General features: G+C 69.5%; 25 protein-coding genes. 19 read left to right on the top strand and 6 right to left on the bottom strand.

Features of this window, described 5'->3' with window-relative positions:
- The first annotated feature begins 73 nt into the window (after positions 1–73).
- The 10 genes from EZ313_RS15635 (at position 74) to EZ313_RS15590 (ending at position 8,523) form a co-directional block, all read left to right on the top strand.
- Positions 74–1,039 carry a Bug family tripartite tricarboxylate transporter substrate binding protein gene (locus EZ313_RS15635; RefSeq protein WP_135264205.1) on the top strand — a complete coding sequence of 322 codons (966 nt, stop codon included), beginning with the start codon at positions 74–76 and terminating at the stop codon, positions 1,037–1,039.
- A gap of 14 nt (positions 1,040–1,053) precedes the next feature.
- Positions 1,054–1,734, top strand: coding sequence for an RraA family protein (locus EZ313_RS15630; protein ID WP_135264204.1), 681 nt, complete (start codon positions 1,054–1,056; stop codon positions 1,732–1,734).
- Positions 1,731–2,663 (top strand): NAD(P)-dependent oxidoreductase, encoded by a 933-nt coding sequence (locus tag EZ313_RS15625; protein ID WP_135264203.1) that lies wholly within the window; start codon positions 1,731–1,733, stop codon positions 2,661–2,663. Before EZ313_RS15630 ends, EZ313_RS15625 begins: the two co-directional genes overlap by 4 nt.
- A gap of 153 nt (positions 2,664–2,816) precedes the next feature.
- Positions 2,817–3,713, top strand: a complete 897-nt coding sequence (locus EZ313_RS15620; protein ID WP_135264202.1) for an NAD(P)-dependent oxidoreductase — start codon at positions 2,817–2,819, stop codon at positions 3,711–3,713.
- A complete protein-coding gene (locus EZ313_RS15615; RefSeq protein WP_135264201.1) occupies positions 3,710–4,393 on the top strand; it encodes an amino acid ABC transporter permease in 684 nt (227 codons plus the stop codon). Before EZ313_RS15620 ends, EZ313_RS15615 begins: the two co-directional genes overlap by 4 nt.
- Positions 4,390–5,058: an amino acid ABC transporter permease gene (locus EZ313_RS15610; protein ID WP_135264200.1), complete on the top strand. Its 669-nt coding sequence runs from the start codon at positions 4,390–4,392 to the stop codon at positions 5,056–5,058. Before EZ313_RS15615 ends, EZ313_RS15610 begins: the two co-directional genes overlap by 4 nt.
- Positions 5,055–5,783: an amino acid ABC transporter ATP-binding protein gene (locus EZ313_RS15605; protein WP_135264199.1), complete on the top strand. Its 729-nt coding sequence runs from the start codon at positions 5,055–5,057 to the stop codon at positions 5,781–5,783. Before EZ313_RS15610 ends, EZ313_RS15605 begins: the two co-directional genes overlap by 4 nt.
- 36 nt (positions 5,784–5,819) lie before the next feature.
- Positions 5,820–6,620 (top strand): transporter substrate-binding domain-containing protein, encoded by an 801-nt coding sequence (locus tag EZ313_RS15600; protein WP_205960407.1) that lies wholly within the window; start codon positions 5,820–5,822, stop codon positions 6,618–6,620.
- 10 nt (positions 6,621–6,630) lie between these two features.
- Positions 6,631–7,638, top strand: a complete 1,008-nt coding sequence (gene araD1, locus EZ313_RS15595) for an AraD1 family protein (protein WP_240788663.1) — start codon at positions 6,631–6,633, stop codon at positions 7,636–7,638.
- Positions 7,639–7,641: 3 nt separating this feature from the next.
- Positions 7,642–8,523 carry an amidohydrolase family protein gene (locus tag EZ313_RS15590; RefSeq protein WP_135264198.1) on the top strand — a complete coding sequence of 294 codons (882 nt, stop codon included), beginning with the start codon at positions 7,642–7,644 and terminating at the stop codon, positions 8,521–8,523.
- A gap of 15 nt (positions 8,524–8,538) precedes the next feature.
- Here EZ313_RS15590 and EZ313_RS15585 read toward each other — a convergent pair whose 3' ends face one another.
- Complete coding sequence (locus EZ313_RS15585; RefSeq protein WP_135264197.1) at positions 8,539–9,504, bottom strand: LysR family transcriptional regulator; 966 nt, start codon at positions 9,502–9,504, stop codon at positions 8,539–8,541.
- Positions 9,505–9,608: 104 nt separating this feature from the next.
- Between EZ313_RS15585 and EZ313_RS15580 the strand changes: the two genes are divergently transcribed.
- The 7 genes from EZ313_RS15580 to EZ313_RS15550 all read left to right on the top strand — a co-directional run bounded on the left by EZ313_RS15580 (position 9,609) and on the right by EZ313_RS15550 (position 19,481).
- Positions 9,609–10,907, top strand: a complete 1,299-nt coding sequence (locus EZ313_RS15580; protein ID WP_240788662.1) for an L-fuconate dehydratase — start codon at positions 9,609–9,611, stop codon at positions 10,905–10,907.
- A 32-nt stretch (positions 10,908–10,939) separates the two neighbouring features.
- Positions 10,940–11,899: a Bug family tripartite tricarboxylate transporter substrate binding protein gene (locus EZ313_RS15575; protein ID WP_135264673.1), complete on the top strand. Its 960-nt coding sequence runs from the start codon at positions 10,940–10,942 to the stop codon at positions 11,897–11,899.
- Positions 11,899–12,909, top strand: a complete 1,011-nt coding sequence (locus tag EZ313_RS15570; protein WP_135264196.1) for a 4-hydroxythreonine-4-phosphate dehydrogenase PdxA — start codon at positions 11,899–11,901, stop codon at positions 12,907–12,909. The genes EZ313_RS15575 and EZ313_RS15570 overlap by 1 nt, the downstream gene beginning before the upstream one ends.
- Positions 12,910–12,937: 28 nt before the next feature.
- Complete coding sequence (locus EZ313_RS15565; protein WP_135264195.1) at positions 12,938–13,909, top strand: Bug family tripartite tricarboxylate transporter substrate binding protein; 972 nt, start codon at positions 12,938–12,940, stop codon at positions 13,907–13,909.
- Positions 13,909–15,102 carry a fumarylacetoacetate hydrolase family protein gene (locus EZ313_RS15560; RefSeq protein ID WP_135264194.1) on the top strand — a complete coding sequence of 398 codons (1,194 nt, stop codon included), beginning with the start codon at positions 13,909–13,911 and terminating at the stop codon, positions 15,100–15,102. Before EZ313_RS15565 ends, EZ313_RS15560 begins: the two co-directional genes overlap by 1 nt.
- Positions 15,103–15,366: 264 nt before the next feature.
- Positions 15,367–16,464 (top strand): hypothetical protein, encoded by a 1,098-nt coding sequence (locus EZ313_RS15555; protein WP_167772601.1) that lies wholly within the window; start codon positions 15,367–15,369, stop codon positions 16,462–16,464.
- Positions 16,461–19,481 (top strand): IPT/TIG domain-containing protein, encoded by a 3,021-nt coding sequence (locus EZ313_RS15550; RefSeq protein WP_135264192.1) that lies wholly within the window; start codon positions 16,461–16,463, stop codon positions 19,479–19,481. The genes EZ313_RS15555 and EZ313_RS15550 overlap by 4 nt, the downstream gene beginning before the upstream one ends.
- Here EZ313_RS15550 and EZ313_RS15545 read toward each other — a convergent pair.
- Positions 19,447–20,718: an MFS transporter gene (locus EZ313_RS15545; protein ID WP_167772600.1), complete on the bottom strand. Its 1,272-nt coding sequence runs from the start codon at positions 20,716–20,718 to the stop codon at positions 19,447–19,449. The genes EZ313_RS15550 and EZ313_RS15545 overlap by 35 nt on opposite strands.
- Positions 20,719–20,905: 187 nt before the next feature.
- Between EZ313_RS15545 and EZ313_RS15540 the strand changes: the two genes are divergently transcribed.
- Together EZ313_RS15540 and EZ313_RS15535 are read left to right on the top strand one after the other, a co-directional pair.
- Entirely contained in the window at positions 20,906–21,232 is a 327-nt protein-coding gene (locus EZ313_RS15540) for an ArsR/SmtB family transcription factor (RefSeq protein WP_135264191.1), read from the top strand.
- 21 nt (positions 21,233–21,253) lie between these two features.
- Positions 21,254–21,934 (top strand): aquaporin, encoded by a 681-nt coding sequence (locus EZ313_RS15535; RefSeq protein ID WP_135264190.1) that lies wholly within the window; start codon positions 21,254–21,256, stop codon positions 21,932–21,934.
- Positions 21,935–22,065: 131 nt separating this feature from the next.
- Here the strand turns inward: EZ313_RS15535 and EZ313_RS15530 are convergent, their stop codons facing one another.
- From EZ313_RS15530 to EZ313_RS15515, 4 genes are read right to left on the bottom strand one after another with little or no spacing between them, the layout of a single operon-like run.
- The gene (locus EZ313_RS15530; protein WP_240788661.1) at positions 22,066–23,643 is read right to left on the bottom strand and encodes a gamma-glutamyltransferase; all 1,578 of its coding nucleotides are present in this window, start codon (positions 23,641–23,643) and stop codon (positions 22,066–22,068) included.
- On the bottom strand, positions 23,643–24,536 hold the full coding sequence (locus EZ313_RS15525) for a polysaccharide deacetylase family protein (protein ID WP_205960406.1): 894 nt from the start codon (positions 24,534–24,536) through the stop codon (positions 23,643–23,645). The genes EZ313_RS15530 and EZ313_RS15525 overlap by 1 nt, the downstream gene beginning before the upstream one ends.
- Entirely contained in the window at positions 24,533–25,489 is a 957-nt protein-coding gene (locus EZ313_RS15520) for a Bug family tripartite tricarboxylate transporter substrate binding protein (protein WP_135264189.1), read from the bottom strand. Before EZ313_RS15520 ends, EZ313_RS15525 begins: the two co-directional genes overlap by 4 nt.
- A 25-nt stretch (positions 25,490–25,514) precedes the next feature.
- A complete protein-coding gene (locus EZ313_RS15515; RefSeq protein ID WP_135264188.1) occupies positions 25,515–26,525 on the bottom strand; it encodes a Gfo/Idh/MocA family protein in 1,011 nt (336 codons plus the stop codon).
- Positions 26,526–26,589: the final 64 nt, after the last annotated feature.

The following is a 26,589-nucleotide window of genomic DNA, read 5'->3' as shown; positions in this document are numbered from 1 at the left end:
GTACTGTGCGCAACCCGGACCTACAGTTTGTCCATCGGGCGCTGTTCGTGCGCCTTTCAACGGAGACAACCCCATGCAGCTTTCCCGCCGTTTCCTGTTCGCTTTCGCCGCCGGCGCCGTGCTCACCGGCGGCGTGCAGGCCCAGGCCTGGCCCAGCAAGCCCGTCCGTCTGATCGTTCCGTTCCCGGCCGGCGGCGGCACCGACCTCATCACGCGCGAAGTCGCCAACAAGCTGACCGATTCCGGCTACCGGTTCGTGGTGGACAACAAGCCCGGCTCCGGCGGCAACCTGGGCGTGGACGCCGCGGCCAAGTCCCCGGCCGATGGCTACACGCTGGTGATGGGGCAGACCAGCAACCTGGCGATCAACCCCACGCTCTATTCCAAGCTGCCGTACGACCCCGTCAAGGACCTGGCGCCGGTGAGCCTGGTGGCCAGCGCGCCGCTGGTGATCGTGGTCGGCGCCGACTCCCCCTACAAGAGCCTGGCCGACATCGTGAGCGGCGCCAGGGCCAAGCCCGGCAGCATCAACTACGCGACGTCCGGCAACGGGACCGTCGCGCACCTCGCAGCCGAGTCTTTCCAGAGGACCGCCGACGTCAAGCTGACGCACGTGCCGTACAAGGGCGCCGCGCAGGGCGCCACCGACGTGATGAGCGGCCAGGTGCAGCTCTACGTGTCTTCCATCCCGACGCTGCTCGGCCACATCAAGAGCGGCAAGATGCGCCCGATCGCGGTCACCTCCAGCAAGCGCGTGGACGACCTCCCCCAGGTGCCGACGATCGCCGAGACGTACAAGGGCTTCGAGGCCGTGACCTGGTTCGGCATCCTCGGTCCCGCGAACCTGCCCAAGGACGTCGTCGCCAAGCTGAACGCCGACATCAACAAGGTCCTGAGGGATCCCGGCGTGCAGAAGAAGCTGAGCGACCAGGGCGCGGACGTGGCCGGCAGCAGCCCCGAAGACTTCGCGAAGCTGATCCGAGACGACATCGCCCGCTGGGGACAGATCGTCAAGGAATCGGGCGCCAAGGTCGACTGAGGAGAAGGGCAGTCATGACCACCGACATCGTCCGCGATTTCGAACGCGTTTCTCCGGAGCTCGTCAGGCAGGCCTCCGGGTTCCAGGCCGCCATCCTGGCCGACGTCGCGGGCCGCCGCGGCGCCATGCATGGCCGCATCGCCGCACTGCGCCCGCGCATGAAACTCGCCGGCCCGGCGCTGACCGTCGACGTGCGCCCCGGCGACAACCTGATGATCCATGCGGCCATCGCGCTGGCCAAGCCGGGCGACGTGCTCGTGATCGACGGCAAGGGCGACCAGACGTCGGCGCTCATGGGCACGATCATGATGACCGCGTGCCAGCAGCTGGGCATCGCGGGCGTGGTGATCGACGGCGCGGTGCGCGACAGCCTGGAGATCGACGAGATGGACTATCCCGTCTTCTCCGTGGGCACGAACCCGAACGGGCCGACCAAGAACGTCCCCGGCCGCATCGGTCATCCCGTCAGCTGCGGCGGCATCACGGTGCGCTCCGGCGACCTGGTGCTGGCCGACGCCGACGGCATCGTCGTGATCGAACGCGAGCGCGTGGAAGGCCTGCTGGTTCAGGCGCGCAAGAAGGTGGCCGACGAGACCGCACGGATCGTGCAGATCAAGCAGGGCAACACCAGCGCCTCGTGGCTGGCGGCCGCCCTGCGCACGGCCGGCGTGCTGAAGGAAGGGGAGACGCTGTGAGCCGCAGCGCCATCCTCGTCACCGGAGCCGATCTGGCCGCGCAGGCGCTGGACCTGCTGAAGGACTTCGAGGTCGTGTACGCGGGCAAGACGCCGCAGGAATCCGACCTCGTGGCGCTCTGTGAGAAGCACGACCCGGTGGCGATCATCGTCCGGTACGGGAGGATCCCGGCCGCCGTGATGGATGCGGCGCCCTCGCTGCGTGTCATCTCCAAGCACGGCAGCGGGACGGACACCATCGACAAGGACGCCGCCAAGGCGCGCGGCATCGAGGTGCGCGCCGCCGTCGGCGCCAACGCGGCCGCGGTGGCCGAGCAGGCGCTGGCGCTGCTGCTCGCATGCGCCAAGTCGGTCGTGCAGCTCAATGCGCGGATGCACGCCGGCCACTGGGACAAGGCCACCCACAAGAGCGTGGAGCTGCATGGCCGCACCGTCGGCCTGGTCGGGCTGGGCGCCATCGGGCAACGCTTCGCGCGCATGTGCGACGCGATGGGGATGAAGGTGATCGGCCACGATCCCTTCGCGCAGGACCTGCCCGCGTTCATCCGCCCGGTGGAGCTCGAGACGATCTGGCGCGAGTCCGACGCGATCTCGCTGCACTGTCCCCTGACGGCCGAGAACCGCGGGATGGTGAACGCGCAGACGCTGCAGGCCTGCCGGCGCGGCGTGATGCTGGTGAACACCGCGCGCGGCGGGCTCATCGACGAGGCGGCGCTGCTCGCGGCGGTCCGCTCGGGACAAGTGGCCCGCGCCGGCCTGGACAGCTTCGCCGTGGAACCCGTGACGGCGCCGCATCCCTTCCACGGCGAGCCCGACATCGTCCTCAGCCCGCACATCGGCGGCGTGACGGGCGATGCGTACATCAACATGGGCGTCGGCGCTGCCCGGAACGTGCTGGCCGTGCTGCAGGCGCACGCCCAGGCAGCTTGAAACCGGACCGGGATCGGTCGCGCCTCCGCGGGTTTTCCCGCCTCCAGCGATCCCGAAACCGGGATCGGATCATCGCAATAGACGATTGGACCGGGATCGGTTGCGTCCCTACTCTTGCCCTGCTTTTCGACAAGCGAAACAGGAGACAAGCGTATGGCAGGCACCGCACCGCGGCCGCGGCTCGGGTTCATCGGGCTCGGCCTGATGGGCACCGCGATGACACAGCGGCTGCTGGAGCAGGGCTGGGGCGTGACCGTCTGGAACCTGGAGCCGGAGCGCATTCCACCGCTGGTGGCCGAAGGCGCGGTGGCCGCGGAGACGCCGGCCGCCGTCACCGCCGCCAGCGACATCGTGATCCTGTGCGTCCTGCACACCGATGCCGTCCATGACGTGGTGTTCGGTCCGCAGGGCGTCGCCAGGTCGGCCGGCCCCGGCAAGGTGCTGGTGGACCACTCGACCATCGATCCCGCCCGCACCCGCGCGATGGCAGCCGAGCTCCACGCCGCGAGCGGCATGCGCTGGATCGATGCGCCGGTGTCCGGCGGGCCGCTCGCTTCGCGCGCCGGCACCCTCACCGTGATGGCGGGCGGCGCGGCGGAGGACGTCGCCGTCGTCAAGCCGGCGATGGACGACCTCGCCGCCAACTTCACGCTGATGGGTCCGGTGGGCGCGGGCCAGACCGCCAAGATGATCAACCAGGCCATCGTCGGCGCCGGCTACGTGGTGATGGCCGAAGCGCTGCGCCTGGCCGAGCAGGCGGGCATCGCGGCCGACCAGCTGCCCCGCTGCCTGGCGGGCGGCCATGCCGACAGCACGCTGCTGCAGCAGCTTTATCCGCAGATGCAGGCGCGCGCGTTCGATCCGCCGCGCAGCTACGCGCGGCAGCTGCTCAAGGACCTGAAGGCGGTGCAGGCGTTCGCCCGCGGCCTGGGGCTGGAGCTGCCGATGGTGGAGCTGGCCACCAGCCGCTACACCGAGTACGTGGAGGAGCGCGGCCACGGCATGAGCGACACCGCGTCCATCGTCAACCTCTACACGCCTGCGAAGTGACGTACAAGTTCGATTTCGCGAGCGTGCTGGCGCAGTGGCCGCTGTTCCTGCACGGCGCCTGGCTGACGATCAAGCTGTCGCTCGCGGCGACGCTGCTGGGCCTTCTGATCGGCACGCTGTGTGCCATCGGCCGCGGCAGCCGCAATGCGTTCGTCGCGCGCGCGTGCGCCACCTACGTCGAGGCGATCCGCAACACGCCGCTGCTGGTGCAGATCTTCCTCGTGTACTTCGGGCTGGCCAGCGTCGGCCTGAAGGTGCCGGCCTTCGTTGCCGCGGTGCTGGCGATGGTGATCAACGTCGGCGCCTACACCACCGAGATCATGCGAGCCGGCATCGAGTCGATCCACCGCAGCCAGATCGAGGCGGCCGAGTGCCTGGCGCTGTCGCGCGCGCAGGTCTACTGGCACGTGATCCTGCGGCCGGCGATGGAGCGGGTCTACCCGGCGCTCACCAGCCAGTTCGTGCTGCTGATGCTGGCCACCTCCATCACGTCGCAGATCTCGGCCGAAGAGCTGACGGCGATCGCCAACCGGGTGCAGTCGGACACCTTCCGCTCGTTCGAGACGTACGCGGTCGTCGCGGTGTTCTACCTGCTGCTGTCGCTGATGATGCGCGGGCTGTTCTGGGCCGCGGGCCAGGCGCTGTTCACCCGCCGGCGCAAGCTGGGGACGCCGCTGTGAGCGTTTCATTCAACGCCAACCACCTGCAGTTCCTGCTGCAGGGCGCCGGCTGGACGCTGATGCTGTCGCTGATCGCCTTCGTGGGCGGCGGGCTCGTCGGCTTCGTGGTCGCGCTGTGCCGCATCTCGCCGCTCAAGCCGCTGCGCTGGGTGTCGATGGGCTACGTGCAGCTGGTGCAGGGCACTCCGCTGCTGATCCTGATGTTCCTGGCCTACTTCGGCCTGAGCATCCTGGGCCTCACCCTGCCCGCCATCGTCGCGGCGGGCCTCTCGATGACCATCTACGTCAGCGCGTACATCGGCGAGATCTGGCGCGGCTGCATCCAGGCCGTGCCGCGGACGCAATGGGAAGCCGCCGAGTGCCTGGCGCTGTCGCGGGTGCAGCGCATGGCACTCGTGGTCCTGCCGCAGGCGCTGCGCATCGCCACGCCCCCCACCGTGGGCTTCATGGTGCAGATCGTCAAGAACACCTCGCTGGCCTCGGTGGTCGGCTTCATCGAGCTGGCCCGCGCGGGGCAGGTGGTGAACAACTCGATCTTCGAGCCCTTCCTCGTCTACATGCTGGTCGCCGGCCTGTACTTCCTTCTCTGCTTCCCACTGTCGTGGTGGAGCCGCAAACTCGAGCGCCGCCTGATGGTCGTCGCTCCCCGACTGGAGACTGCATGAGCGCTGTCGTGCAACTGGAGAACGTTCACAAGAGCTTCGGGACGCTGAAGGTTCTCGACGGCGTGAGCTTCGAGGTCGGCCGCGGCGAGGTGACCGCCATCATCGGCCGCAGCGGCTCGGGCAAGAGCACGGCGCTGCGCTGCATCGACCGGCTGGAGAAGGTCGACCAGGGCCGCATCCGCGTCTGCGGCCACGAGGTCAGCGACGCCAGGCTCGACCTGCGGCAACTGCGGCGCGACGTCGGCATCGTGTTCCAGAGCTACAACCTGTTCCCGCACCTGACGGCCGCCGAGAACATCGCTCTCGCGCCTCGCCATGCGCGAGGCAAGACGCGGGCCGAGGCGAAGGAGATCACCGAGCGCGTGCTCGCGCAGGTGGGGCTGTCGGACAAGGCGCACAGCTATCCCGAGCAGCTCTCGGGCGGCCAGCAGCAGCGGGTGGCGATCGCCCGCTCGCTCGCGATGGAGCCGCAGGTGATGCTGTTCGACGAGGTCACTTCCGCGCTCGACCCTCAGCTCACCGGCGAGGTGCTCAAGGTGATGGCGGACCTTGCCGCCGGCGGAATGACGATGGTGCTCGTGACGCACGAGATGGCCTTCGCCCGCAACGTGGCCGACACCACGATCTTCATGCATCGCGGCCGCGTCTGGGAGCAGGGCGGCCGCGAGATGTTCGACCGGCCCCAGACCGCGGAACTCAAGCAGTTCTTCGGCAACGGCCTCTGACCGACGATTTCCCCCACCACCACCACTGGAGACACCATGAGCCCCAAGAGCCTGATCCGCCGCACGCTGGTGCTGGCCACCCTGACCGCCGCCGCCTTCGGCGCGCAAGCCGACACGCTGGACAACATCCGCGCCGCCAAGAAGATCCGCGTGTCCATCGACCTCGCGGTGCCGCCGTCGGGCATGACCGACGCCAACATGAAGCCGACCGGCTCCGACTACGACGTCGCCGTGCTGCTCGCCAAGGACCTCGGCGTGGCGCTCGAAGTGGTGCCCACCGTCGGCGCCACGCGCATCCCGAACCTGCAGACCGGCAAGGCCGACATCATCATCTCCACCCTGGCCTGGACGCCGGAGCGCGCCAAGGTGATCGACTACTCGGTGCCGTACGCCCCGCAGATCTCGCTGGTCGGCGGGGTCAAGGGCATCAACGTCAAGAGCATGGCCGACCTGGCCGGCAAGAGCGTGGCGGTGAACCGCAGCACCACGCAGGACGTGGACCTCACGAACAATGCCAAGGGCGCCACCGTGGTCCGCTACGACGACGACGCCGGCGTGATCACCGCGGTGGTGACCGGCCAGGCCGACCTGGTGGGCACTTCCAACGCGCTGTTCCAGACCATGCAGCAGAAGGCGCCGAACCGGAACCTGGAGATGAAGTTCATCCTGCGCACAAACGACCTGGGCATCGGCGTGCGCAAGGACGACGCGAAGCTGCTGGCCTGGGTCAACGACTGGGTGCGCGCCAACCACAAGAACGGCAAGCTCAACGAGATCTTCAAGAAGTACCACGGCACCGACATCCCGGCCGACGTGGTCGAGAAGTGGTTGAAGTAAGGACTGCGTGATGGCCGGGCTGCGGCTCCTGCAGTTCCGCCGCCCCGAGGGCGGCCGCGCGGTCGGCATCGTCGAATCGGCCACTCGCGTGCGGGTGCTGGCGGGCTGCGACACGACGCATTCGCTGGCGACTCGCGCGATCGGGCATGACGTGCCGGTCGCCAGGCTGGCGCGCGAGCTGGCCGGCGCGGAATTCGTCGACTACGAGGCGCTGGTCGAGAGCCAGGCGGTGCTGGTGCCGATGGACCATCCGGACCCCGCTCACCTGCTGGTGAGCGCGTCCGGGCTCACGCATCTGGGCAGCGAGCGCACCCGCGAGCAGCTGCGGCGGGCGCTCGAAGCCGACGAGGCCAAGCTGAGCGACTCGCTGCGCCTCTTCAAGCTCGGGCTCGACACGGGCCGGGCCGAAGACGGCCAGCCGGGCGCGCCGCCCGAATGGCACTTCAAGGGCACCGGGCACTCGCTGGTCCATCCCTGGCAGGACTTCCCGGTGGCCGGCTTCGCGACCGATGCCAGCGAGGAGCCGGAGCTGGCCGGCATCTACCTGATCGGTGCGGACCGCATGCCGCACCGCGTCGGCTTCGCGCTGGCCAACGAGCTGTCGGACCACGCCATGGAACGGCGCAACAGCGGCTGGGCCTCGCGGGCCAAGCTGCTGGCCAGCTCGTTCGGCCCCGAGCTGCTGCTGGGCGAACTGCCTTCGCACATCGAAGGCCTCTCGCGCATCACGCGCAAGGGACGCCGCCGCTGGGAGAAACCGTTCTTCACCGGCGAGCGAAACATGGCGCACTCGATCCCGAACATCGAGTTCCACCACTTCAAGCACGACCAGTTCCTGGTGCCGGGCGACGTGCACGTGCACTACTTCGGCACGGCCACGGTGTCGTTCGCGGAGGGCATCAAGGTGGACGCGGCCTGCACCTTCGAGATCTCCGCGCCGCCGTTCGGCCGGCCGCTGGTCAACGGCCTGCGGCGCGTGGACCCCGCGTTCTCCTTCGGCGGCGTGAGGGCCGCCTGACCCATGCTGTCCCTGATCGACGCCCACCATCATTTCTGGGACCCGCGAGCCCACTACTACCCGTGGCTGAACGATGCCGGGCATCCGCCGCACCGCTACGGCGACCACTCTTCGCTCAAACGCCCCTACCTGCCGGCGGATTACCGGCGCGACACCGCGGGTTTCGACCTCGTCGGCAGCGTCTACGTCGAGGCCGAGTGGGACCCGCGCGATCCGGTCGGCGAGATGCGCTATGTCGCGTCGCTGCGAGAGCAGAGCGGGCTGCCGTCAGTAGCGATCGGGCAGGCCTGGCTGCACCAGCCGGATGCGGCCGCCACGCTGGAGCAACTGGCGCAGTTCGACTTCGTGCGCGGCGTGCGGCAGAAGCCGCGCGCGAATCCGGCGCCCGGCGGCGCTCCGGGCGGGATGACGGACGGGGCTTGGCTGAAGGGCTATGCGCAGCTGCTTCCGCTCGGGCTGCACTACGAACTGCAGACGCCCTGGTGGCACCTGCACGAGGCGGCGCGGGTGGCGCGCGACTTCCCCGACACGCGGATCGTGATCAACCATGCCGGCATGCCGTCCGACCGCAGCGAGGCGGGGCTGAAGGCCTGGCGAGCGGCGCTGGCAGAGATGGCCGGATGTCCGAACGTGGCGATCAAGATCAGCGGCATCGGCGAAGCCGGCGGGCATTGGCGGCTCGACGCCAACCGTCGCGTGGTGCTGGAAGTGATCGAGCTGTTCGGGGTGGACCGCTGCATGTTCGGCAGCAACTATCCCGTCGATGGGCTGTGCGCGAGCTTCAGGACGATCTTCGACGGGTTCGCGCAGATCGTGCAGGGGTTCAGCGAAGGGGAGCGGTCGAAGCTGTTCGTGGAGAACGCGCAGCGGGTTTACGCGATCTGACCCGGCAACACCGGGTCAACGGCCCAACCGGCTCTCCAGGATGCTCTCCTTGAGCGTCCGCAAGAACGCCCGCACCGCCGGCGACAGCTCCTTCTGCTTGCGCGTGAGGACGCCCAGCTTGGCCATCGCGATCGGCAGTTTCACGGGCAGGATCGCCAGCATCCCGTAGTTGGCGTAGTGCTGCGCCACGTCCAGCGGCACCACCGAGATCATGTCGGTGGATTCCAGCAGCGCGGTGGTCGCGAGGATGGACGAGGTCTCCACGATGTCGGGCGGCGGCGCCATGCTCGCTTCCTGCAGCGCCTGCTCGATGCGCCGGCGCATCGGGCTTCCGGTGGGGTGCAGGATCCAGGTCTGGGCCACCAGGTCGGCGATCTTCAGCTTCGGCCGGTCGAACAGCGGATGCCCCGGCCGCGCCACCACGGCCATCGGTTCGCCCTCCATCGACTCGATCTCCAGCTCCGCGCCGCCTTCGAACTGGTCGGGCAGCCGTCCCAGCACCACGTCGAGATCGCCGCGCACCAGGCCGGGAATCAGCAGGTCGCTCGTGTCCACCTGCAGCGTCACGCGAACCTTCGGGTGCCCGTCCTTGAAGCGCGCCAGCGCGCCGGTGAGCATCACCGGCATGGCGCCCATCACGGTCCCGATGCGCACCAGTCCCGCCTGGCCGGCCACCAGCGCGGCCATTTCATCGCCGGCGTGCTCGAAATCGTGCAGCACGCTGCGGGCGTAGCGGATCATCACCTCGCCATAACGGGTGGGCTCCATCCCGCGCGCATGGCGCTCGAACAACGGCACGCCCAGCCCTTCCTCCAGCTGCTGCAGCAGCGCGGTGGCGGCGGGCTGGGTGGTGTGGATCGCGGCAGCGGCACGGCGCAGGTTGCGGTGCTCATCCAGGGCGTCGAGCAGCATGATCTGCCGGCTCTTGATCCTGAGCCGCCGGAACAGGTTGGCTGGCGGGGCGGCAGGAGCGCGGTCCATGACTGATTCCGGAAAGGGGATCGCAGCATCATAAAAGACGATTGGATGCATATCGCTTCCCTCCCTAAGCTGCGTTCCACCTTTCCCGAACACGCAAGGACCCCGTGGCCACCCGAATCACCCAGCTCGCCGTGCGCGACATCCGTTTCCCCACCTCCAGATCGCTCGACGGCTCCGACGCCATGAACGCGGCGCCCGACTATTCGGCGACGTACGTGACGCTGCACACCGACGCCAAAGACGGCCACGTGGGCCACGGCCTGACCTTCACCATCGGCCGCGGCAACGAGATCTGCGTGGCGGCGGTGAAGTCGCTGGAGCCCTTCATCGTGGGCCGCACGCTGCAGGAGATCACCGCCGACATGGGCGGCTTCTGGCGCGCGATCACCGGCGACAGCCAGCTGCGCTGGCTCGGCCCCGACAAGGGCGTGATCCACCTGGCCACCGCCGCGATCGTCAACGCGGTGTGGGACCTGTGGGCCAAGTCCGAGGGCAAGCCGGTCTGGAAGCTGCTGGTGGACATGAGCCCCGAGCAGCTGGTGCGCTGCCTCGACTTCCGCTTCGTCACCGACGCGCTGACGCCCGACGAGGCGCTGGCGATGCTGCGCCGCGCGGCGCCGGGCAAGGCGGCGCGCGAGCGCGAGATGCTGCAGCAGGGCTACCCCGGCTACACCACCTCGGCCGGCTGGCTCGGCTACTCCGAGGAAAAGGTGCGACGCCTCGCCCGCGAAGGCGTGGCGCAGGGCTGGACCCACTTCAAGCAGAAGGTGGGCGGCAACCTGGAAGAGGACATGCGCCGCGCCGCCATCCTGCGCGAGGAGATCGGCTGGGACCGCAAGCTGATGATGGACGCCAACCAGGTCTGGGAAGTGGACGCCGCGGTGGAGAACATGCGCAAGCTGGCCGCCTACGACCCGATGTGGATCGAGGAGCCCACCAGCCCCGACGACATCCTCGGCCATGCGGCGATCCGCGAACGCATCTCGCCGATCGGCGTGGCCACCGGCGAGCACTGCCACAACCGCGTGATGTTCAAGCAGCTGCTGCAGGCCAGGGCCATCGACTATTGCCAGCTCGATTCCGCGCGGCTGGGCGGCCTGAACGAGGTGCTGATCGTCGTGCTGCTGGCCGCCAAGTTCGGCGTCCCGGTCTGCCCGCACGCCGGCGGCGTGGGGCTGTGCGAGTACGTGCAGCACATCTCGCTGTTCGACTACATCGCCGTGTCCGGTTCGCTGGAAGGCCGCGTGCTGGAGTACGTGGACCACCTGCACGAGCACTTCGTCGAGCCCGTCGTGATTCGCAACGGCCGCTACATGCCGCCCAAGCGCGCCGGCTACAGCATCGAGATGCATGCCGCGTCGCTCAAGCAGTTCGAGTTCCCGCAAGGCCCGGCCTGGGCCTGATCCCGATTCCCCACAGGAGACATCCGATGAACATGAACAAGACTTCCCGCCGAGGCCTGCTGGCCACCGTGCTGTGCGCGCTGGCCGTGCCGGCGTCCGTGCTCGCGCAGTCGTTCCCGGCCAAGCCGATCGAACTCATCGTGCCGTACCCGGCCGGCGGCGGCACCGACGTGCTGGCGCGCGCGTTCGCGCTGGCGGCCGTGAAGCACCTGCCGCAGCCGATGGTGGTGGTCAACAAGCCGGGTGCCGCCGGCATGATCGGGCTGGGCGACGTGCTCAATGGCAAGGAGCCGGGCTACAAGGTCGGGGTGCTCGCCACCGACCTCATGACGCAGCCGAACATGGGGCTGACGAAGATCACGCACGAGGACTTCACGCCCATCGCGCGCTTGAACTACGACCCCGCCGCGATCACGGTGCGAGCCGATGCCCCCTGGAAGACGGTGGAGGAGTTCATCGCCGCCGCGAAGAAGGGCGACTTCCGCATCGGCAACGGCGGCAACGGATCGACGTGGCACCTCGCGGCCGCGGCGGTCGAGGACAAGACCGGCGCGAAGTTCAACCACATCCCGTTCGCGGGCGCCAACCCCGCGGCGCTGTCGCTGCTGGGCGGCCACATCGAGGCGATCACCGTGAGCGCGGCCGAGGTCTTCCCGCACGTGGCGGCGGGCAAGCTGAAGCTGCTCGCCGTGATGTCCGACGAGCGCATCAAGGGCTTCGAGAACGTGCCCACGCTCAAGGAGAAGGGCCTGGACATTTCCATCGGCACCTGGCGCGGACTGGCCGTGCCCAAGGGCACGCCGCCGGACATCGTCGCCGTGCTGCGCGCCGCCACCGCGAAGACGGTGCAGGAGCAGAGCCTGCGCGACGCGCTGGAAAAGCAGAACATGGGCTATGCGTACGCCGAGGGCGAGGCGTTCGCGGCCGTGATGGCCAAGGACCACGCGTTCTACCGGGCCCTCATCCAGAAGCTCGGGCTGAAGGGGCAGTGATGGCGTCCGGCAAGCCGCGCCTGGCGGTGGTGCTGGGCGACCCGGCCGGCATCGGCCCCGAACTGGTTGCCCGCCTGCTCGCCGAACCCGGTGTGCGGGAGGCGGCCGACCTGCTGCTGATCGCCGATCGGAACGAACTGGAGCAGGGCATGCAAGTCGCCGGCCTGCGCACGCCCTACGCGGTCGCGCAGTCTGCGCAGTCCGCCGATTTCACGGCCGGCCTGCCGGTGCTGGTGGACTACCGCGGCGGGACCACCGGTCCGTTCGTGCGCGCGCAGGCTTCGGCCCAGGGCGGCCGCTACTGCCTCGACACCTTGTCGCGCGCACTCGAGGCGACGCGGCAAGGCCACGCCGACGCGATCCTGTTCGCACCCCTGAACAAGACCTCGCTGCACGAGGCGGGCATGCACACCAGCGACGAGCTGCACTGGCTGGCAGAGCAGATGGCGTTCACCGGCCCGGTGTGCGAGTTCAACGTGCTCGACGGCCTGTGGACCTCGCGCGTGACGTCGCACATCGCGCTGAAGGACGTGGCGCAGCGGATCACCTTCGACGCGGTCACCGACGGCATCGAGCTGATCCACCGCGAACTGCTGCGAAGCGGCATCGAACGGCCGCGCATCGCGGTGTGCGGCCTCAATCCGCACAACGGCGACAACGGTTCCTTCGGCCGCGAGGAGATCGACGTGATCGGCCCGGCCGTGCAGGCCGCGGGCCAACGCGGGTTGACGGTCGAAGGCCCGTTCCCGGCCGACACCATCTTCCTGAAGGTGCAGGGCGACCAACGGCAATACGATGCGGTCGTGACCATGTACCACGACCAGGGCCAGATCGCGATGAAGCTGATGGGCTTTTCGCGCGGCATCACGGTGCAGGGCGGCCTGCCGGTGCCGATCCTGACGCCGGCGCACGGCACCGCGTTCGATATCGTCGGCAAGGGTGTCGCCAATCCCGGCGCGATGCTGGCCGCGTTCCGGCTGGCCTGCCGGATGGCGACCGCACGCCGCTGAAGCACATCCAGCAAGGAGGCAAGGAACCATGAACCGCAAGACCTTCATCTCCGCCGCCATGGCAACGCTGCTCGCGCTCGGTGCGGGCGCATCGCTCGCGCAGGACTACCCGGCGAAACCCGTCAGGATCATGGTGGGCGCCACCGCCGGGGGCGGCACCGACATCCTCGCGCGCATGCTGGCCGACAAGTTCCGCGTGTCCATGAAGCAATCCTTCGTGGTGGAGAACAGGCCGGGTGCGGCGAACACGCTCGCCGCGGATGCGACCGCGAAGGCGCCCGCCGACGGCTACACGCTGCTGGTGGCCACCAACACGGGGCAGGCGATCGCGCCCCACCTGCTGAAGCTGGCCTATGACCCGTTGAAGGACCTGCAGCCGATCGGCATGGTGGTCGTCGTGCCGCACCTGCTGCTGGTGGGCGCCGACGAAAAGGCCCGCAGCGCCGGCGAGCTCATCGCGGAGATCAAGGCCAATCCCTCGCGCTATGCCTATGCGTCGTCGGGCATCGGCAGCACGCAGCACATCGCCGGCGAATCCCTCAACCTGACCGCCGGCACCAAGGCCGTCCACGTTCCCTACAAGGGCAGCAGCGCCGCGCACACCGACCTGATCGGCGGACAGGTCCAGTTCATGCTGGACACCACGTCGTCGGCGATGGGGCAGGTGAAGGCCGGTGCGCTGCGCGCGCTGGCCGTCACCACCCCGAAGCGCCTGGATGAACTGCCGAACGTCCCGACCGTGCGGGAGCTCGGCATGCCGTCGCTGGAGATCACGACCTGGTATGGCCTCTACACCACGGCCGGCACTCCCAGGGACGTGGTCGACAAGCTCGGTGCCGAACTGCAGCGCACGCTGAAGCTGCCCGATGTGCAGGAGCGGCTGCGTGCGCTCGGGGGACAATCGGAAGACCTCACGCTCCAGCAGTTCACGGAGTTCGGCCGAAGCGAGTTCGAGCGGTTCGGCAAGCTCGTGAAGGCCGCCAACATCAAGGCCCAGTGATGGCAACCCTCGACCTCGAACTCCAGGTCCGCCGCTTCCTTCCCGACGACGGCTACGCCGGCACGCTGGTCGCTCGCGTGTGGCGCCCCGACGTGCAGGGCCCTTCGGTGGTGGCCTTGCGCGAGACCGGCGTGTTCGACGTGAGCGCCGAGTTCGCCACCATGGCCACGCTGCTGGAGCGGCCGGACCCCGTGAGAGCCGTGCGCGGCTCCGCGGGCGAACGCCTGGGCAGCGTCGACGACATCCTCGCCAACAGCGACGAGGCCCGCCGCGATCCGCGCAAGCCCTTCTTCCTCGCCCCCTGCGACCTGCAGGTGGTGAAGGCGGCCGGCGTCACGTTCGCGAGCAGCCTGATCGAGCGCCTCATCGAAGAACAGGCGGACGGCGATCCCGCCAAGGCGCAGGAAGTGCGAGCCCGCGTCGTGGCGCAGATCGGCACCGACCTGTCCAGGCTCAAGCCGGGTTCACCGCAGGCGATGGCGCTGAAGAAGCTGCTGCAGGAGCAGGGGCTGTGGTCGCAGTACCTCGAAGTGGGCATCGGCCCCGATGCCGAGGTGTTCAGCAAGGCGCCGGTGCTGTCCGCGGTGGGCACGGGCGCGGAGATCGGCATCCGCTCCGATTCGAGCTGGAACAATCCGGAGCCCGAGGTGGTGCTGGCTGTCAACAGCCGCGGCCGCATCGTGGGCGCCGCGCTCGGCAACGACGTGAACCTGCGCGACCTGGAAGGGCGCAGCGCGCTGCTGCTCTCCAAGGCCAAGGACAACAACGCCTCCTGCGCCATCGGCCCGTTCATCCGTCTGTTCGACGCGAGCTTCGGCCTGGCCGACGTGCGGCGCGAAAAGGTGGACCTGCGCGTGGACGGACCGGAAGGCTTCGTCATGGAAGGCCTGAACTCGATGGAGTTCATCAGCCGCGAACCGCAGGACATCGTCGACCAGACGATCGCCGCGCACCAGTACCCGGACGGCTTCATGCTGTTCCTCGGCACGCTGTTCGCGCCGACGAAGGATCGCGATGCGCCGGGCGCGGGCTTCACCCACAAGCTGGGCGACCGCGTCTCGATCCGCAGCGCGCGGCTGGGCGAGCTGTGCAACCGCGTGAACCACAGCGAGAAGGCGGCGCCCTGGACGTTCGGCCTGCGCGCCTTCATGGCGAACCTGGCGCAACGCGGACTGCTGGGCAAGGGGCTCTGAAGAGATTCAGCCGCCCTGTCGCAGGGTGGCGTTCAGCACGCGCTGGCGCGACTGTTCCCACGCGGCGCGTTGCTGCCTGACCTGCACCTGACCATGTCATCGGACGCACATCCCGTGCGCTGTTAGCGCGCCAACGGTCCAGTGGTTTGCGCGCACCAAAAACACCTTGGTACATGCCGCGCCTTGCAGTCGACTGAAAGGCGATTCCAAATGCACCGAGGTGGGGATGTTTCCCACCAGCTCGGCCTGGAGCAGGAGGAGACCATGCACAGAGCGCCAACGTCGTGCGGCCATCATTGCGCCCGCGCGCTCCTTTGGATCTTCCTGTCCGCAGGCGCGGCTGCGGCAAGCGCCGCACCTTCCTACACCCTCACCGACCTCGCCGCACTCCAGCCCGGTCATCCGAACGTGGTCCGCGGCCCGAACAACCAGGGGCGTGCTGGAGGCGGTGGCCGGCTCGTCGACGACCGGGGCCCGCGCAGGGGCCTGATCTTCGAAGGCGGTCCCGTGGCGCAGCAGGTCGCCGGCGCGGCGGGGAGCGAGAACTCCACGATCTACCGCATCAACGACGGCGGCACCTTCGTCGGCAGCGCGAATTCGTCGAACGGCCTGCGGGCGTTTGCGGGTTCCACAGGCGGAGCAACGAGGGAACTGCCCCCCTTGCCCGGCGACACCAACAGCGCGGCTTTCGGCATCAACAACCTCGGCCAGGCGACCGGCTTTTCCAGCGGCCCCGGCGGCCAGCGCGCGGTCACCTGGAATGCCGGCGGCACGCCCGCTGCGCTGCCCGCAGTGGCCGGCGCAAGCAGCAGCCGCGGCAACGACATCTCGACCCGCGGCGATGTCGCGGGGCTGGTCAGTGGCGACGCAGGGGACCGCCCTGTGCTGTGGCCGGCCGGGCAAGCCGCCACGGAGCTGCAACTGATCCCGGGCGACTCGACCGGTGAAGCGCGCGCGGTCAATGCCACGGGCGACGCGGTGGGCTACACCGGCAGCGCGGGCGGCGTCATGCGCCATGCGGCCCTCTGGACTTCGGCGGGCCTGGTGACGAGCCTGGGGGCGCTGCCCGGCGGCGAGTTCAGCGAGGCGTTCGGCATCAACGATTCCGGCGCCGTCGTCGGGACGACCAGCAGCAGCGCCGGCCGCCGAGCTTTCCTGTGGACCCGCACGGGCGGCATCCAGGACCTCAATACGCTCATCCCGCCCCTGCACGTGGTGCTCACCAAGGCGGTCGGCATCAACAACGCGGGCGCCATCGTGGCCGTCGGCCATGCGGCCCCGCCCGGCCAGGCGGGCGACGACCACGCATTCCACGACGCGCCCCTGCGCGTCTTCCTGCTGCGTCCGGTGGGTGCGCCATGAACGCCGCCCGCGCACTGCGTACCGGGCTGTTCGGGCTGCTCGGCGTCGCTTCCCTGCTAGGCGCCCACGAGTCTTTCGCGCAAGCGAGTTCCGTCGGCCAGTGGACGCGCTCCCAGGCCCTGCCGTTCGCGCCGGTCCACAACGTCTATCTCCCCAACCAGAAGGTGATGCTGTGGGCGCCCGGCGGCGGGCACACCCTCTGGGATCCCGTCACCGGACAGGTGAGCAACCTGCCCGGCGCCGGATTCGACCTGTTCTGCTCGGGCCACGCGCTGCTGCCGGACGGCCGGGTGCTGGTGGCCGGGGGGCACATCGAAAACGACATCGGCCTGCCCCGGGCCGCCATCTACAACCCCGCGACCAACAGCTGGTCGCCGGCGCCCAACATGAACGCGGGTCGCTGGTACCCGACGGTGACGACCTTGCCCAACGGCGATGCGCTGGTGGTGTCCGGGTCCGTCGACCTGACCGTCGGCGTGAACACGCTGCCGCAGGTCTACCAGCTGTCGACCAACAGCTGGCGCAGCCTCACCGGCGCGCATCTGAGCCAGTCGTACTACCCGAGGATGGTCGTGGCGCCCAACGGCCGGGTGTTCGACCTCGGGCCCGACCAGATCACGCGCTCGCTCGACACCAGCGGCACCGGCAGCTGGTCGCAACTGGGTTCGCGCAACGGAGTCTTCCGCGACTACGGCACGGCCGCGATGTACGCGGACGGCAAGGTGCTGGCGGTCGGCGGGGGCGACCCGCCGACGACGACGGCCGAGGTCATCGACCTCAATGCGGCGACGCCGGCGTGGCGCGCCGTCCGGCCGATGTCCGTCGCTCGCCGGCAGGTCAACAGCACGGTGCTGCCGGACGGAACCGTGCTCGTGACCGGCGGCACCTCCGCCGCGGGCTTCAACAACGCGTCAGGCGCGGTCTTTTCCGCCGAGCTGTGGAACCCCGACACCGAAGCGTGGACCACGATGGCCAGCGCGACGGTGCCGCGCCTGTACCACTCGGGCGCCATGCTGCTCCCGGATGGCCGAGTAGCCGTGACCGGCGGCGATGACCAGCCGGTGCCGGAGATCTTCTCGCCGCCGTACCTGTTCAAGGGCGCCCGGCCGACCATGAGCGGCGTGCCGGCCCAGATCGCCTACGGCCAGCGGTTCTCGGTGCAGAGCGCCGAGGCTGCGGGCATCCGCAAGGTGACCCTGATCCGGCTGTCGTCCGTCACGCACGCCTTCAACATGGACCAGCGCCTGAACGTGCTGCAGTTCACCGCGGGCACCGGCACGCTGGAGATCACGCCGCCGGCCAACGGCAACCTGGCGCCGCCCGGCCACTACATGCTCTTCCTCGTCGACGCCAACGGCGTGCCGTCGGTCGGCAGCATCGTCCAGGTCGGAAACACCGCGTCGCCCACTCCACCCGCAGGCGGCGGCCCCGCCGTGACTTCGCTGGCGCCCGCAACCGCGCCGCCGGGCGGGCCGGCTTTCACCCTGACGGTGAACGGCAGCAATTTCGTATCGGGCGCCGCGGTGCGCTGGAACGGCGCTGCGCGCCCGACCACCTTTGTCAGCGCGACGCAGCTCACGGCGGCGATCCCCGCCACGGACATCGTCACGGCGGGCACTGCCGCGGTGTCCGTGCTCAATCCGGGCGGGGCCGCTTCGGGCACCAGCACGTTCACGATCACGGCGAACACCACCACGCCGACCACCTGCGTCTTCCCCAACTGGGTGCAAGGGCGGCAGTACGCGGCGGGCACCATCGTCACCTACCAGGGCGCGCTGTACATCGCGAAGTTCGCGAACCCGGGCTACAACCCGACGATCAGCACCTTCTACTGGGCGCCGTACCAGTGCACGGCCACGCCGACACCAACGACGGGGGCGCCTGCCGTGGCGTCGCTGGCGCCGAACACCGCCACGGCCGGCGGTGCGGCCTTCACGCTGACAGTCAACGGCAGCAACTTCGTCTCCGGCGCGGCGGTGCGCTGGAACGGCGCGGCGCGGACGACCACCTTCGTCAGCGCGACGCAGCTCACGGCCGCCATCACCGCAGCCGACATCGCCACTGCAGGGACGGCCCAGGTGTCCGTGCTCAACCCGGGAGGCGCGGTCTCCGCCAACGCTGCATTCACCACCACAGCGCCGGCAGCAGCGACGCCTCCCGCCGTCGCGTCGCTGGCCCCGAACACCGCCACGGCGGGAGCAGCCGCGTTCACGCTGACGGTGAACGGCAGCAACTTCGTTTCCGGCGCGGCGGTGCGCTGGAACGGTGCGGCGCGCACGACCACTTTCGTCAGCGCGACGCAGCTCAGGGCCGCGATCACCGCAGCCGACGTGGCCACTGCAGGCACGGCCCAGGTGTCCGTCGCCAATCCGGGAGGCGCCGTGTCCGCCAATGCTGCGTTCACGGTCACGGCCGCGGCGACCGCCACTTGCACGTTCCCCGCGTGGGTCCAGGGTCGGCAGTACGCGGCCGGGGCGATCGTCACCTATCAAGGCGCGCTGTACATCGCGAAGTTCGCGAACCCGGGCTACAACCCGACGATCAGCACCTTCTACTGGGCGCCCTACCAGTGCACGGGCACGCAGACACCTCCCGCCGGCGCGCCTGCCGTGGCGTCGCTCGCGCCGAACACGGCGACGGCGGGCGGTGCCGCGTTCACGCTGACGGTCAACGGCAGCAACTTCGTCTCCGGCGCCACCGTGCGCTGGAACGGCGCGGCGCGCACCACCACCTTCGTCAGCGCGACACAGCTGCGGGCGGCCATCACCGCGGCCGACATCGCCGGCGCGGGCACCGCCCAGGTGTCGGTGCTCAACCCGGGAGGAGCCGTGTCGGCCAATGCCGCATTCACGGTCACGGCTGCGACGGGGTGCACCTTCCCGGCCTGGGTGCAGGGCCGCCAGTACGCGGCCGGGGCGATCGTCACCTACCAGGGCAACCTGTACATCGCCAAGTTCGCCAATCCGGGCTACACGCCGACGATCAGCACTTTCTACTGGGCACCGTACACCTGCTGACCTGGTCTTCTTCCGGCGGATGCACGCGCCGGAACATGGCCAGCAGCAGCAGGTCGTAGACGATCTTCAGCGCGCCTCCGACCACCAGCGGCCATCCGAAGCTGGACAGGCCCAGCAGGTATCCCGCCAGCACCGGGCTGGCGGTCGCTGCCAGGCTGCGCGGGACGGACGTCACGCTGGCTGCAGCGCTGCGTTCGGCCGGCGTGACGATCGCCATGACATAGGAACTGCGGGTCGGCACGTCCATCTGCGAGAGGGCGCTGCGCACCAGCAGCAGGGCGATCGCGCACCCGAGCCCGGTGCAGAACGGCATCGCGATCAGGCACAGGCTCGAAGGCAGGTGCGTGTAGACCATGGTGCGAACCAGGCCGATGCGATCGGCGATGCGGGCTGCGACGAGGTAGGAGAACGCCGTCAGCACGCCCGTCCAGAAGAAGATGGAAGCGGCGGCCTCGAGCGACAGACCGAACCGCTGGAACAGCCACAGCGCGAGGAGCGACTGCACGACGAAGCCGCCGCCCAGAGCGTCCAGGCTGAACAACGCCGCCAGCGTGTAGACGCGTCGGCGGGAAGGGCCGAGGCCTGCGGGCTGCTGCGGGTTCGCGTCGACCACCGACTGGGTGCGCAGGCCGCGGTAGAGGATGGCGACGCCGATCCCGAGCACGGCGTAGAGCAGGAACATGCCTTGCAGGCTCGCAAGGAGCGGCAGACCGCTGTGGCGACTCAGAAACGCGGGCACTGCCGCGGCCAGCGCGCCCGCCGCCGCCGACAGACTGCCGACCAGGCTGTAGCGGGCAAACGCTGCGGTGCGCGCCTTGCCCTCCGCGCTCTGGGCGAGCAGCGCGTGCTCCGCGGGCAGGAACACGCTGGTGTCGCCGCCTGAAGGATTGAGCGTCCCGACGAAGGCGACCACCATCAGCGGCCAGAAACCGCTGAAGGAGGAAACCCCGACGCCGGTGGCCGCCATCAGGGTGCTGGCCGCCAGCAGCAACCGCTGGTGGCCCAGCCGCTGGCCCAGCAGGCCGGCGGCCAGGGTCAGCAGCCCGGAGCCCAGGAGCGTGGTGGTGGCGACCAGGCCGACCTGGAAGGGCGTCCAGCCGAGTTCCAGCAGGTACGCCGGCAGCAGCAGGCTGACGAAGCCGTCGCCGAAGCCGCGCAACGCTTTGGCGCAGAGCAGGCGTCGCACATCGCCGCTCCAGCGGAACGGCGCATCGGGGGAAGGGGAACTGTTCGGCAAGTCAGGCTCCCAACCGGGCAGGGCCCGTGATCAGGAGCAGCACTTGGACGCGGCGCGTCTTGGGAAGAGCGGGGAGTCTGCTCACGTCCCCGGCGGGAAATTCTACCGAGGCGCCGCGTCGTCCACTGAGGCCGCGAAGTTGGCTTCCACCCTTCGATAATGGTCGAAATGTGGTAGCGTGCCGTCCATGACCGAAGCGGAAGTCGTGAAGTCCCTGGCCGCACTGGCCCAACCCGTGCGCCTGCAGGTGTTCCGGGCCCTCGTCATCGCCGGCCCCCGTGGCATGACTCCCTCGACCATGGCCGAGGGGCTGGGCATGGCCGCCAGCTCCTTGTCGTTCCACCTCAAGGAGCTCACGAATGCCGGGCTGGTGACGCAGGAGCGCGCGAGCCGCAACCTGATCTACCGCGCAGCCTTCGCACGCATGAACGAACTGCTCGGCTACCTGACCGACAACTGCTGCGAGGGCGGCGAGTGCGCTGTCGCACCTGCTGCTGCGCATTGCCGGTGCTGAATCGCGTCTCCATCAGCTGACATGAGCGCCGCACGGAAGTTGTTCGCCGAGGTGCTGGGCACAGCGCTTCTCCTGGCCATCGTGATCGGCTCCGGGATCATGGGCGAGCGCCTGGCCGGGGGCAACGTGGCTGTCGCGCTCGTGGTCAACACGCTCTCCACCGTCGGCGGGCTCTACATCCTCATCGAGGTGTTCGGCCCGATCAGCGGCGCGCACTTCAATCCGGCCGTATCGGCGGTGATGGCCGTGAAGGGCCTGCTGCCGCGGAAGCTTCTTCCGCTGTACGTCATCGCCCAGCTCGGGGGCGCCGTGCTCGGCGCGTGGATGGCGCACGCGATGTTCGATGTGAGCATCCTGCAGCTCTCGACCAAGATCCGGAGCGGGGCGGGGCAGTGGTTCGCGGAGCTGGTGGCCACCACGGGGCTGCTCCTCGTGATCCTGCGGGCGCCGGCGGCACGGGTCGCGGCCATGGTCGCCGCCTACATCGGCAGCGCCTACTTCTTCACCGCGTCGACATCCTTTGCGAACCCCGCCGCCGCGTTCGGGAGGATGTTCACCGAGAGCTTCGCGGGGATCGCGGCGTCCAGCGTCCCGGCCTTCGTCGGCGCCCAGTTGGCCGGTGCGGCCCTGGCGGTCGTCATCTCGAACGTCTTCGCGGGCGCTCCGGTCGCGCCCGAAGTGCAGACCGAACCAGATGCCTGAACTGGAGTGAACCTGCCGCAGCAGCCCAACTGCGCGGCCAGGAAATCCACCACGCGTTCGAACGGATCGAAGCGGAACGCGGCCGCCACGGACGGGGGTGGAGTTCGCGTTGACGTCGTGATGACGTTTCCTCAGCCGGCCACCGCATCGCCCCACGGCGACATGATCTCGGTGCACCCCATGTTCCTGCCGCCGGCGCGCATGACGCCGGCCGGGCAGGCGAAGGCGTACGGAAACACGGTGCGCCGCACCACGCTGGTGGGCATGATCTCGCCGAGCGCCTTCAGCACATCCTGCGGCAGCGTGCGATCCGCGGTGATCTGGCCGCCGCCGCTGACGTCGATGCGCGGCTGGTGGAAGGCCTGCTCCAGGTCCATGCCGTGGTCCAGGGTGAAGGAGCTCAGCTGCATGACGGCGCCCAGGATCTTGCGCCCGCCGGAGGCGCCGATCGCGAAGACGCGCCGGTCCTCGCCGACGCCGACCACCGGGCAGTAGTTGGCCAGCACGCGCTTGTTGGGGGCCAGCGAATTCGCCCTGCCCGGCTCGGGATCGAACCACATCACGCCGTTGTTGAGCAGCAGCCCCGTCGACGGCGACACGACGCGCGAGCCGAAGATGGACAGCAGCGTCTGCGTCACCGCGCACATGTTGCCGTGGCGGTCCACCACGCTGAAGTGGGTGGTGCAGGGTGGGGACTTCGGCGACTCGTGGTCGCCCATGTCGCTCAGGCGCGTGCGGAACGCGGCGTCCAGCGTGCGCGCGATCGCCTGGTAGGCCCGGGCGTCGGGACCGCGGCCTGCCGGTTCGAACTCCTTCTCGAGCTGGGCAAGCGCCTGCGCATAGGTGGGGCCGCCGGTCAGCCCGGGCGTGGCGTGCACCTGCCCGCCGCGGTAATCGACCGTGAGCGGCTCGTTCCATTCGGCCTGGTAGGCCGCCAGGTCGGCTTCGCTGAGGCACCCGCCCTTGGCGCGTACGTCGCGCACCAGCGCGCGGGCGATGGGTCCTTCGTAGAAAGCCTTCGGCCCACCTTCGGCGATCTGCTGCAGCGTGCCGGCCAGCTTGCGCTGGTCGAGGTGGCGCTCGGTCACGGCCGTCCAGCCGCCCAGGATCGGCCAGGTCCCTTCGTCGAGGAACATGGCCGCCGCGTCCGGGTCCTGGGCGAGGCCCTTCGCGTTGGAGGCGGTGATCAGGCCCGAGTACCAGTCGACCAGCAGGCCTTCCTGCGCGAGCCGCACGGCCGGCGTGACGAGTTCGCGCCAGTCCCTGCGCCCGTAGCGCTCGTGCGCGAGTGCCATGCCGGCGATCACCCCCGGCACCGCGACGGCCGTCGCGCCCTGGACGTTGCGGTCGTCCACCACGGCTTTCCATGGGAACAGGTCCGAGCTGCGGCCGTCGCCCGTGAGCGGGTAGTCCTCTGGCTTCAGTTCGCGCGGCGAGCGCATGTTGAAGTTGACGACTTGCGCGCGGCGCTCATCGGCCCGCCACAGCACCATCGCGCCGCCGGCCGCGCAGCCGCTCATCCACGGTTCCACCACGCCAAGCGCGAACGAAGTGGCCACGGCAGCATCCACCGCGTCGCCGCCGGCGGCCAGCACTGCGGCGCCCACTTCGGCCGCGCGCTTGTGCTGCGAGGCCACGACGCCCGCCTCGGTGGCGACCACCGCCTTGCGCACGACCTGCGCATCGGAGAAGTTGTCGATCATGGTCATCACTGCGCGTGCGCCTTGGCATGCCGCACGATGTCGGCATGGGCGGCGAACCAGACATTGCCCAGCGACTTCGCGTGCCGGATCAACTCCTCCAGGATCCAGATGCGCGAGCGGTAGCCGCTGATGTGCGGATGCATGGTGAGCTGGAAGATGCCGCCTTCCGCGTGCGCCGCCTCCAGCTCGCGCCGGAAGATGTCGAACACGTCCGCCGGCGGCGTGTAGGGGCGCAGGCCGGCGAAGCGGTTCATGTTGAAGTAGACGGCGTCGTCTCGGATCCACTCCACCGGCAGCTCCACCACGCCGGTGGGCTCGCCGTCGAGCAGCAGCTCGTAGCAGTCGACGTCGGCCATGAGGGACGAGTCGTACAGCAGCCCCATCTCGCGCGTGATCTTCAGCGTCGACGGGCTGAAGTCCCAGGAAGGCGTGCGGATGCCCACGGGTCGCTTGCCCGCGAGTTTTTCCAGCACGTCGGCGGCGCGCAGCATCAGGTCGCGTTCCGCCGCCTCCGGCAGCACCGAGTTGCGCTCGTGGATCCAGCCGTGCAGCGCGAGCTCGTGGCCTTCGGCGGCGACGCGGCGCTGTTCGTCCGGGTAGAGCAGGGCGGTCACGGCCGGCACGTAGAAGCTGGCCTTGACGCCGTGCTGCGCCAGGATGCCCAGGATGCGCGGGATGCCCTGCCGGTTGCCGTACTGGCCCTGCGAGAGCTTGCCGATCGACTCGCCGCCCTCGCGCAGCTCGTTGGTCTCGTGGTCGGAGTCGAAGGACAGCGCGATCGCGCAGCGCGCGCCGCCAGGCCAGCTGGCCGGCCGGAGCGTGCGGCCGGCGCGCACATGCTCGACGATGCCGCGCCAGTGGGCCTCCGGCCATTGCCAGGGCTGCAGGGGCTCGCTCACTTCCGGATCCTCCGCGCGATGTCCTGCGCCGCGCGCTGTTCGCTCGCAACGAAGGTTGCGAACTCCGCCGGCGGCATGGCCACGCCTTCCAGGCCTTGCTTTTCGAACTGCTGCTTCACTTCAGGGTCGTTGACGGCCTGCGCGACAGCGCGGTGGATGCGGTTGACGACGTCCGGCGGCGCGCCGGCCGGCAGCCAGAGGCCGAACCAGTTCACCTTGTTGAAGCCCTTGAGGCCCTGCTCGTCCATGGTCGGCAGGTCCGGCATGCCGCTCCACCGCTTGGCGCCGGTGAGCGCCAGTGCGCGGAGCTTGCCGCTCTGCACGTGCTGCAGCGCGATGTTGGTGCCCACGAAGAACATGTCGATGCGCCCGGCGATCAGGTCGTTCGTGGCTTCGGCCACGCCCTTGTACGGGACGGACAGGATGTCCACGCCCGCCATGGTCTTCATCACCTCGGCCGGGATGTGGCTGGCCGTGCCGTCGCCGGCGTTCGCGTAGGTGAGCTTGCCGGGATTGCGCCTGGCCAGGGCGATCAGCTCCTGCACGTTCTTCGCTTCCAGGCCGGGATGCACCACCAGCACCTGCCCGAAGTTCTGCGCCGCCAGCGTGACGTGGCTGAAGTCCTTCACCGGGTCGTACTTCGCGTTCTCGTTGAAGGGCGGGATGTTGACGTGCGAAGCCGTGGTGAAGAGCCAGGTGTAGCCGTCCGCCGGCTGCGCCGCGACATGGGCCGTGCCGACCAGGCCGCCGGCGCCGGCGCGGTTCTCCACCACGACCGGCTGGCCGAGCACCGCGTTCAGCCGCGGCAGCATCGCGCGCAGGATCAGGTCGGGCGGGCCGCCCGGCGGCGAGGGCACCACCGCCTTGATCGGCCGGTCGGGAAAGCCTTGCGCGCGGGCCGCGAAGGGCAGGGTGAGCGCGGCCAGCGCCGCGATCCAGGAACGTCGGTTCATCGTTCGCACTCCTCGGGGTGGGGAATCAGTGCACGCGCACCGCTTGCTGCGTCCGGGCCGAAGCGAGGATCGCCTCCAGCACCGCCACGTTGTGGACCGCGTCGCCACCCGGCCGCGCGATGGATTCGCGGCTGGCGGCCTGGCGGGCGAAGTGTTCGAGCTCGGCGCGCTCGGTGCTGGTCCTGGGGAAGGTCAGCACCTCGGGCCGCTGCTTCACGGTGATGTTGTTCCGGTCGATGCGGCACACCTTCAGGTCCCAGGTGTGCAGGTGCTCGACGTCGCCGACTTCGGCCCACGCGTTGCTGCCGAACACCTGCAGGCGCCACGTCTCGGCGGTGGCGATGACAGTGCCCAGGTACCCGGTGGCGCCGCTCGCGAAGCGGAACAGCATGGACGTGGTGTCGTCGACGCCGAAGTCCTGCGCCAGCCGGAAGCTCTGCGCCGTCACCTGCTCGATGTGGCCCGCCAGGTACAGCATGGCATCGACCACGTGCACGCCGCGCCCGGTCATGCCGCCGGCGGGCGCCTCCTCCGTGTCGTGGCGCCAGTGGCCCTTGGGAAAGCGGTAGGCGCTCGGGCCGCAGAAGTTGCCTTCGAGGTGCAGCACGCGGCCGAGCGTGCCATCGTCGATGAGCTCGCGGATCTTCTGCAGCGCGGGCTGGTAGCGCCAGTTGTAGCCCACGCCGAGTGTCACGCCCTGGTCCGCGCAGGCCTGTGCGGCGCGCTGCGCGTCGGCGGCGCTCAGGCCCAGCGGCTTCTCGCTGAAGACGTGCTTGCCGGCGCGCGCCGCCGCGATGATCTGGTCCGTGTGCATCGAGTGCGGCGTGGCCAGCACCACGGCGTCGACCTCGGCGTCGGACAGCGCGGCTTCGTAGCTGGGCAGCATGCGCAATCCGTTGGCTTCGGCGAACTCGCGCGCCTTGTCGGGTGTGCGGGTGGCCGCAGCGGTGAACTGGATGTGGGGGCTGGCGCCCTGCACGCTGCGGACCAGGTTCTGGCCCCACGTGCCGAGTCCGATGATGGCGGCGCGGATCATGGCGGGGAGGTGTGGGAGGAGCCTTGGTTATAGCGGCTGGCGGGCAGAATCGTAAGCATGCCAA

The organism is Ramlibacter henchirensis (assembly GCF_004682015.1).
Classification (GTDB): Bacteria; Pseudomonadota; Gammaproteobacteria; order Burkholderiales; family Burkholderiaceae_C; genus Ramlibacter; species Ramlibacter henchirensis.
The sequence above is the reverse complement of the archived record's forward strand: the minus strand, read 5'-3'. Positions and strand labels throughout refer to the sequence as shown.

Excerpts from the sequence above, each read along its gene's own strand:
- EZ313_RS15635 (WP_135264205.1), top strand. The coding sequence starts at position 74 with ATGCAGCTTTCCCGCCGTTTCCTGTTCGCTTTCGCCGCCGGCGCCGTG.
- EZ313_RS15630 (WP_135264204.1), top strand. The coding sequence starts at position 1,054 with ATGACCACCGACATCGTCCGCGATTTCGAACGCGTTTCTCCGGAGCTC.
- EZ313_RS15620 (WP_135264202.1), top strand. The coding sequence starts at position 2,817 with ATGGCAGGCACCGCACCGCGGCCGCGGCTCGGGTTCATCGGGCTCGGC.
- EZ313_RS15605 (WP_135264199.1), top strand. The coding sequence starts at position 5,055 with ATGAGCGCTGTCGTGCAACTGGAGAACGTTCACAAGAGCTTCGGGACG.
- EZ313_RS15600 (WP_205960407.1), top strand. The coding sequence starts at position 5,820 with ATGAGCCCCAAGAGCCTGATCCGCCGCACGCTGGTGCTGGCCACCCTG.
- araD1 (WP_240788663.1), top strand. The coding sequence starts at position 6,631 with ATGGCCGGGCTGCGGCTCCTGCAGTTCCGCCGCCCCGAGGGCGGCCGC.
- EZ313_RS15590 (WP_135264198.1), top strand. The coding sequence starts at position 7,642 with ATGCTGTCCCTGATCGACGCCCACCATCATTTCTGGGACCCGCGAGCC.
- EZ313_RS15585 (WP_135264197.1), bottom strand. The coding sequence starts at position 9,504 with ATGGACCGCGCTCCTGCCGCCCCGCCAGCCAACCTGTTCCGGCGGCTC.
- EZ313_RS15575 (WP_135264673.1), top strand. The coding sequence starts at position 10,940 with ATGAACAAGACTTCCCGCCGAGGCCTGCTGGCCACCGTGCTGTGCGCG.
- EZ313_RS15570 (WP_135264196.1), top strand. The coding sequence starts at position 11,899 with ATGGCGTCCGGCAAGCCGCGCCTGGCGGTGGTGCTGGGCGACCCGGCC.
- EZ313_RS15565 (WP_135264195.1), top strand. The coding sequence starts at position 12,938 with ATGAACCGCAAGACCTTCATCTCCGCCGCCATGGCAACGCTGCTCGCG.
- EZ313_RS15560 (WP_135264194.1), top strand. The coding sequence starts at position 13,909 with ATGGCAACCCTCGACCTCGAACTCCAGGTCCGCCGCTTCCTTCCCGAC.
- EZ313_RS15555 (WP_167772601.1), top strand. The coding sequence starts at position 15,367 with ATGCACAGAGCGCCAACGTCGTGCGGCCATCATTGCGCCCGCGCGCTC.
- EZ313_RS15550 (WP_135264192.1), top strand. The coding sequence starts at position 16,461 with ATGAACGCCGCCCGCGCACTGCGTACCGGGCTGTTCGGGCTGCTCGGC.
- EZ313_RS15540 (WP_135264191.1), top strand. The coding sequence starts at position 20,906 with ATGACCGAAGCGGAAGTCGTGAAGTCCCTGGCCGCACTGGCCCAACCC.
- EZ313_RS15535 (WP_135264190.1), top strand. The coding sequence starts at position 21,254 with ATGAGCGCCGCACGGAAGTTGTTCGCCGAGGTGCTGGGCACAGCGCTT.
- EZ313_RS15530 (WP_240788661.1), bottom strand. The coding sequence starts at position 23,643 with ATGACCATGATCGACAACTTCTCCGATGCGCAGGTCGTGCGCAAGGCG.
- EZ313_RS15520 (WP_135264189.1), bottom strand. The coding sequence starts at position 25,489 with ATGAACCGACGTTCCTGGATCGCGGCGCTGGCCGCGCTCACCCTGCCC.
- EZ313_RS15515 (WP_135264188.1), bottom strand. The coding sequence starts at position 26,525 with ATGATCCGCGCCGCCATCATCGGACTCGGCACGTGGGGCCAGAACCTG.